Here is a 6,856-nt window from a genome sequence, read left to right on the forward strand (position 1 = left end):
ACCGTCGGCTGCCTCCACCGCCGCCCGTAGCGCCTGGCCGTCGAACCGCCGTGCCAGCGCCTCGCGCACCCCGTCCCGCAGAGCCCGCTGGTCGTCCGTCAGCCGGAACCGCACGGCACCTCACCGTCCCTTCGGCAGGCCGATGATGCGCTCGGCGATGATGCTGTGCTGGACCTGCGAGGTGCCGGCCGCGATGGTGTACGCCAGGGCGGAGAGCCGGTCGAGGGTCCACGGCCGGTCCAGGTCGAGACAGTCGGGACCCAGCACCTCGGCGGCGGCGTCGTAGAGCTCCTGGCGGGCGTGCGAGTAGCGCAGCTTGAAGACCGAGCCGCCCGCGCCCGGCACTCCGCCCGAGGCCTCCGCCGCGCTCACGTTCCACTGCGTGAGCCGCCACAGCGCCCGGAACTCCGCGTTGAGCCTGCCCAGCCGCCGTCTGAGGACAGGGTCGTCCCAGCGGCCGTTCTTACGGGCCTCGACGGCCAGTTCGGCCAGGACGCGGCGGCAGGCGACGACCTCGCCGGCGAAGGCCGTGCCCCGCTCGAAGGACAGCGTCACCATGGTCACGCGCCAGCCGTCGTTCTCGTCCCCGACCCGGTTCGCCACCGGCACCCGCACCCCGTCGAGGAACACCTCGGCGAACTCGGCCGGCCCGGCGAGCGTGCGCAGCGGCCGTACGGTGATGCCCGGCGCGTCCATGGGCAGGGCGAGCCAGGTGATGCCCCGGTGCTTCGGGGCGGCCGGGTCGGTGCGGACCAGCAGCTCGCACCAGTCGGCGACTTCCGCGTGCGAGGTCCAGATCTTGGAGCCGGTCACCACGTAGTGGTCGCCGTCGCGGCACGCGCGCGTGCGCAGGGCCGCGAGGTCGGAGCCGGCGTCCGGTTCGCTGAAGCCCTGGCACCAGACCTCCTCGCCGCGCAGGATGGGCGGCAGCCAGCGCGCCCGCTGGTCCGGGGTGCCCTCCGCGGCGATCGTCGGGCCGGCGTGAAGCAGGCCCACGAAGTTGGCGCCCACATAGGGTGCGCCGGCCTTCTCGGTCTCCTCCAGGAAGATCAGGCGGACGCTCGGGGTGGCGTCCCAGTGGACGCCGGCGTATCCGGCCTCGTACAGCCTGCGCTGCCAGCCGAGGTCGTAGGCCCGCCGCCCCGGCCAGTCGTCGGGGGACGGCCTGGGCGGGAGACCTGGGAGCGTTCGCGCGAGCCATTCCCGCAGCCGGGCCCGGAACTCCTCCTCCTCGGGCGTGTACGACAGGTCCATCAGCGGTCGAGGTCCAGGTCCAGCATCCGGATGGCGTTGCCGCGCATCAGCTTGTACACCGTCTCGTCGTCGAGGCCCTTGACGTGGTCGAGGGCGACCTCCTTGGTGTGCGGGAAGGTCGAGTCGACGTGCGGGTAGTCGGTCTCGAAGGTGGCGTTGTCGCGGCCGACGACGTCGATCGACGCCACGCCGTGCTTGTCGCGGAAGAAGCAGCAGAACATCTGCCGGTAGTAGTACGTCGACGGCGGCTCGGGGATCGTGTCGCGGACGCCGCCCCAGGCGCGATGCTCCTCCCAGACGTCGTCGGCACGCTCCAGGGCGTACGGGATCCACCCCATCTGGCCTTCGGAGTAGGCGAGTTTGAGGCTCGGGAACTTCACCAGGACCCCGCTGAAGAGGAAGTCCATCATCGAGGCCATCGCGTTGTTGAAGCTGAGCGAGGCCTGGACGGCGGGCGGGGCGTCCGGGGAGGCGGCCGGCATCTGGGACGAGGACCCGATGTGCATGTTGACGACCGTCCCGGTGTCCTGGCAGGCCGCGAAGAACGGGTCCCAGTAGCCGGAGTGGATGGACGGCAGCCCGAGGTGGGTGGGGATCTCCGAGAAGGTCACCGCCCGCACCCCGCGCGCGGCGTTGCGGCGGATCTCCGCGACGGCCAGCCCGATGTCCCACAGCGGGATCAGGCACAGCGGGATGAGCCGCCCGCCGCTGTCGCCGCACCACTCCTCGACCATCCAGTCGTTGTAGGCGCGCACGCAGGCCAGGGCGACCTCCTTGTCGTGCGCCTCGGCGAAGGTCTGGCCGCAGAAGCGCGGGAAGCTGGGGAAGCAGAGGCTCGCCTCGACGTGGTTGAGGTCCATGTCCTTCAGGCGTTCCTTCGGGTCCCAGCAGCCGGGCCGCATTTCCTCGCGGGTGATGCCCTCCAGGGTCATCGCGTCCCGGTCGAAGCCGACGGCGGCGATGTTGCGCTTGTACGGGAACCTCAGGTCCTCGTAGATCCACCAGTCGGTGGGCTGGCCGTCCGGGTCCATGGTGATCCGGTACTTGCCGCCGACGTAGGCGAGTTCACCGATCCCGGCGGTCAGCGGCCGGGGCCCGCGCTCGCGGTACCTGGCCGGGAGCCAGGTGTCGAAGAGGTGGGCGGGCTCGATCACGTGGTCGTCGACGCTGATGATGCGGGGCAGTTCGGTCGCCATGGGTCCCCTCCGCCGGACGGTACTTATCTGATGCAGCGTCAGATAGCATCCCACCTGACGACCCGTCAGCCAAGCAGCAGGGGGCAGCCGTGAACGAGACCCCGCACGCCCTGAGCGCATCCCGCACCCTGTGGGACCTGGTCGCCCGCCGCGCCGCCCTCACCCCCGGCCGGCCGCTCTTCCTCCAGGACGGCCGCACCCTCACCTTCGAGGAGCTGCGCGCGCGAGCCGAGCGGGTCGCGGCCGGGCTGTACGGCATGGGCGTGCGCCCCGGCACGGTGGTCGCCTGGCAACTGCCCACCCGTATCGAGACGGCCGTGCTGTCCTTCGCCCTGGCCCGTCTCGGTGCCGTGCAGACCCCGATCATCCCCTTCTACCGGGACCGCGAGGTCGGCTTCGCGCTGCGCGAGTCCAAGGCGGAGTTCTTCGCGGTGCCGGGCACGTGGCGCGGCTTCGACCACGGGGAGATGGCCCGGCGGCTGGGCGCGAAGGGCGTCTTCGAGGCCTACGACGGCCTGCCCGACGGCGATCCGTCCCTCCTGCCTCCCCCGCCCTGCGACGGCACCGCCGTCCGCTGGATCTACTGGACGTCCGGCACGACCTCCGACCCCAAGGGCGTGCTGCACACGGACCGTTCGCTGCTCGCGGGCGGCTCCTGCCTGGCGCACGCGCTGCGCCCCTCGGCGGACGACGTGGGCTCGATCGCCTTCCCGTACGCCCACATCGGCGGACCCGACTACACGGTGATGCTGCTGCTGTACGGCTTCCCGGCGGTGCTGTTCGAGCAGTTCGCGCTGCCGGACGCGCTGGCGGCGTACCGCGCGCACGGGGTGACGATGGCGGGCGGTTCGACGGCGTTCTACTCGATGTTCCTCGCGGAGCAGCGCAAGCGGCCGGGAGAGCCGGTGGTGCCGGCCCTGCGGCTGCTGGCGGGCGGCGGGGCACCCAAGCCGCCGGAGCTGTACCACGCCGTCGTGCGCGAGATGGGCGTGCAGCTCACCCACGGGTACGGCATGACCGAGGTGCCGATGATCACCATGGGGTCGCCGGACGACACCCCCGAGCTGCTGGCGACGACCGAGGGGCGGCCACCGGAGGGCATGGAGATCCGGATCGTGGACGGGGAGGTGCGGCTGCGCGGGGAGGCCGTGTGCCGGGGGTATCTGGATCCGGGGCAGACGGCGGAGGCCTTCGACGAGGAGGGGTTCCTGCGCACCGGCGACCTCGGGCGCCTGACGGACACCGGGCACCTGGTCCTCACCGGCCGGCTCAAGGACGTGATCATCCGCAAGGGCGAGAACATCTCGGCCCAGGAGATCGAGGACCTGCTGCACCGGCATCCGGCGGTCGCAGACGTGGCGGTGATCGGGCTGCCGGACGCGGCGCGCGGGGAGCTGGTGTGCGCGGTGGTGGAACAGCCCCCCGGATCCGAGGCGTTGACGCTCGCCGCCGTGACCGGCTTCCTGCGCGCCGAGGGACTGTCGGTGCACAAGCTGCCGGAGCGGCTGGAGGTGGTGGCCGCCCTTCCGCGGGGCGAGACCCTGCGGAAGGTGCTGAAGTACAAGCTCCGCGAGCGCTACGCGGGCACGTGACCCCGTCGGGCACGCGCCCGTGTTCAGGCTATTCGGGCACCGTGAAGTAGCGGGCGAAGGCCGGGATGACCTCGGCCTCGCCGACCTTGCCGTCACCGTCGGTGTCGAGCGTGGCGACGGCCGGGCCCGCGATGTCCTCGGGGACGCCGAGGCACTTCAGGACACGGCCGGCCTCCTCGATCGTCGCGGCGCCGTCCCCGTCGGTGTCGGCGACGTCCAGGGCCGCGTGCAGGAAGGGGCGGGCGATCTCGGCGAACCGGTCGGGGTTGTCGCGCAGGCGCTTGACCGCGCCGTTGACGAACTCCTGGCGTGTGATGCGCTGGTCGCCGTCGCGGTCCGCCATCCCGGCCATGCCCTGCCAGAAGGCCTCGGCTCCGCCGTACAGGGCCTGCCCCTTGTCGGACCGGGCCGTCACGGCGAACTCCGTGAGCAGCGCCTTGGCCGCGCCGTAGAAGTCCTCGCGGTCGATGTAGCCGTTGCCGTCCTGGTCGAAGGTGGCGAACCGGTCGGCGATCCTGCGCTCGTACTCGCTGCTGACCATGTCTCTTTCGGGCCGCCTTACGTCGGGTGGGGTGTGTCTCGGTCGGAGCGTACGACGGAGGGAGCCGTTCGGGCGCGGGAAAACGTCACTTGTGCCAAGACCGGGGGAATTCCGGGACAACGGCGTGCCGGAACGGCGACACTCCGTCTACCGTGCGTCATCGCGCTGTCACGCGGACAGGGGTTCACCCTCGTCACCGAGGGCCGCGTTCACATCGCCGTACACATCGAACAGCCTGCGTACACCCAGCGCGCCGAGGACCCGGTTGACGTGGGACCCGTCGGCCGCGCCCCGGGCGGGCAGCACCAGGCGCAGCCGGCCCTGGCAGGAGCGGATCAGCCGGCGGGCCGCGATGAGCACGCCTACGCCGCTGGAGTCGCAGAAGAACACCTCGGACAGGTCCAGGACGAGACAGTGGTGCCCCTCGGCCACCACGTCGTGCACGCGCTGACGCAGCACCGGTGACGTCACCAGATCCAGTTCGCCCGACACCTGGAGCACGGCCCATTCGCCCTGCTCGCCGCCGGTCACTTTGAAGGTCACCACCACGCCCCTCGCTCGCCAAAACGGAAGCAGACCCTACGCTTCCTTGCAGCGCGGCTGCCCAGCGGCAGTTCCCTGAAACACAACCCGAAAAACGGATCCCCCGCGGAAGAGGCTTGTTTTAGTCGGCTTCGATCCTGTTCGATCCTCTTCAGTCAGGTCTGATCAGAGGGCGGTGGGGTAGGCGCGAGCCCAAAGGCATCCGGTGCGAACCCCAGCGGCCCCTACCACCTGCGGCCGGTCGGGGGGCGCACATTGCCACAAAGGGGCGTGCGCTAGCGGACGTGCCGACTACATTCGAGGAGGCGCCGGAGACAGGCTGGACAGAGCACGCGCGCGGGAGACGAGCAGGGGGTGAGGGGGCCACATGGCGAAAAAGGACGTACCGCCTCGCTGGGACCGCAAGATGCAGCAGCGGCTCGCCCGCGGGGAGGCCGCCGCCCTCGGTGAGCTCTACGACCGGTTCGCCTCCCTCGTGCACGGCCTCGCCCACCGCGTACTCGGCGACGAGCGCGCCGCCGACGGCATCACGCGCGAGGTCTTCGTCCACGTCTGGGAGCACCCCGACTCCTACGACCCCCGGCAGGGCCCGCTGCGCACCTGGGTCGCCACGCTGACCCACCGGCTGGCGGTGCAGCGGCTGCGCGCCACCGAGACCGCCGCACTCGCCCGCGAAGGCTCCGGCACCGCGGAGGAACTGGAGCACAAGGTGCGCCGCGCCTCGGTCGCCGCCCGCGCCGACTACATCGTCCAGTCCATGCCGGTCCCGCTGCGCTCGGCCCTGGAACGGGCCTACTTCCAGCGTCGCGACTACCGCCGGACCGCGGCCGACCTCGGCATCACCGAGGACGAGGCCCGCCGCCGGCTGCGCCTGGGCCTGCAACTGCTCTCCACCGCCCACCACACCGAGGCTCCGGGCGCACCGCCCGGATACGGGGGTGCGGTGTGAACGGGCCGGAACGGTTCGAGGCGCACGACGGCGACGAGGGGGAGAACGACCCCGAGGAGAAGGACAACACCCGGGACGAAAGCGGCGTTCAGGGTGAAAGCGTCGATACCGGGCGCGGTGACACCGCTGCGCACGGACGGCCGCCGCGGATCCCCATGCCCCGGGCCTCCGTCGAGGACGGTGGACTGCCCTTGGCCGCGCCGGCGGACCTCGGCCTCACGGCACCGCCGCCCGCCCCGCCCGCCCTCGAACACCCCGTACTGAAGGCCCTGCTCGGCGCCTGGGCGCTGGCCGCCTGCTCGGCCGAGGAGGCCACGGCCGTCGAGGAGCACCTCGGGCACTGCGGCTCCTGCGCCGACGAGGCCCGGCGGCTGCGCGAGGCTGTCGGCCTGCTGCAACGCCCCGAGAGCCTCGACCTGGACCCGGGGCTGCGCACCCGCGTCCTGGACACCTGCCTGGAGCGGCGCCCGCCGCGCATCCCGGTACCGGAATGGGCCGCCGCTTACGACGCCGAGACCGCGCGGCTGGACGCCCTGCTCCAGGACTTCGGCGACGCCGAGTGGCACGCGCCGGTACGGCTGCGCTGGTTCCGGGCCGACGCGGCGACGAGTCGCCGCACCACCGTCGCCGGGGTCATCGCGCATCTGCTCAGCGTCGACGGCCTGGTGGCGGTCGCACTCGGCCTGGACGACCCGCTGGGCGACGTCCCGGCCCGGCGCCCGACCCCGGCGGCCCGCACCGAGGCTGGCTCTTATACACATCTGACGCTGCCGACGAACAC

The 6,856-nt window shown here is 72.0% G+C and carries 7 protein-coding genes and 1 pseudogene; 3 read left to right on the top strand and 5 right to left on the bottom strand.

The genetic code is table 11. The features are described 5' to 3' along the window. From C1J00_RS47285 to C1J00_RS35490, 3 genes and pseudogenes are all read right to left on the bottom strand, one after another. A pseudogene (locus tag C1J00_RS47285) lies at window positions 1-114 on the bottom strand (acyl-CoA dehydrogenase); the annotation flags it as partial. 6 nt (window positions 115-120) lie between these two features. Continuing rightward, window positions 121-1,254, bottom strand: a complete 1,134-nt coding sequence (locus tag C1J00_RS35485; protein WP_102913057.1) for an acyl-CoA dehydrogenase — start codon at window positions 1,252-1,254, stop codon at window positions 121-123. Then, window positions 1,254-2,450 carry an amidohydrolase family protein gene (locus tag C1J00_RS35490; RefSeq protein ID WP_102913058.1) on the bottom strand — a complete coding sequence of 399 codons (1,197 nt, stop codon included), beginning with the start codon at window positions 2,448-2,450 and terminating at the stop codon, window positions 1,254-1,256. The genes C1J00_RS35485 and C1J00_RS35490 overlap by 1 nt, the downstream gene beginning before the upstream one ends. A gap of 89 nt (window positions 2,451-2,539) precedes the next feature. Between C1J00_RS35490 and C1J00_RS35495 the strand changes: the two genes are divergently transcribed. Continuing rightward, the gene (locus C1J00_RS35495) at window positions 2,540-4,042 is read left to right on the top strand and encodes a class I adenylate-forming enzyme family protein (protein ID WP_102913059.1); all 1,503 of its coding nucleotides are present in this window, start codon (window positions 2,540-2,542) and stop codon (window positions 4,040-4,042) included. 28 nt (window positions 4,043-4,070) lie between these two features. Here the strand turns inward: C1J00_RS35495 and C1J00_RS35500 are convergent, their stop codons facing one another. Then, window positions 4,071-4,583 carry an EF-hand domain-containing protein gene (locus C1J00_RS35500; protein ID WP_102913060.1) on the bottom strand — a complete coding sequence of 171 codons (513 nt, stop codon included), beginning with the start codon at window positions 4,581-4,583 and terminating at the stop codon, window positions 4,071-4,073. A 168-nt stretch (window positions 4,584-4,751) separates the two neighbouring features. Continuing rightward, entirely contained in the window at window positions 4,752-5,132 is a 381-nt protein-coding gene (locus C1J00_RS35505) for an STAS domain-containing protein (RefSeq protein ID WP_102913061.1), read from the bottom strand. Window positions 5,133-5,493: 361 nt separating this feature from the next. Between C1J00_RS35505 and C1J00_RS35510 the strand changes: the two genes are divergently transcribed. Next, on the top strand, window positions 5,494-6,075 hold the full coding sequence (locus C1J00_RS35510) for a sigma-70 family RNA polymerase sigma factor (protein ID WP_102913062.1): 582 nt from the start codon (window positions 5,494-5,496) through the stop codon (window positions 6,073-6,075). Beyond that, the coding region (locus C1J00_RS48590; RefSeq protein ID WP_180989813.1) for a zf-HC2 domain-containing protein at window positions 6,072-6,856 on the top strand (785 nt) is incomplete at its 3' end. The genes C1J00_RS35510 and C1J00_RS48590, both read left to right, overlap by 4 nt.

The sequence above is a fragment of the Streptomyces cahuitamycinicus genome (assembly GCF_002891435.1).
GTDB lineage: Bacteria > Actinomycetota > Actinomycetes > Streptomycetales > Streptomycetaceae > Streptomyces > Streptomyces cahuitamycinicus.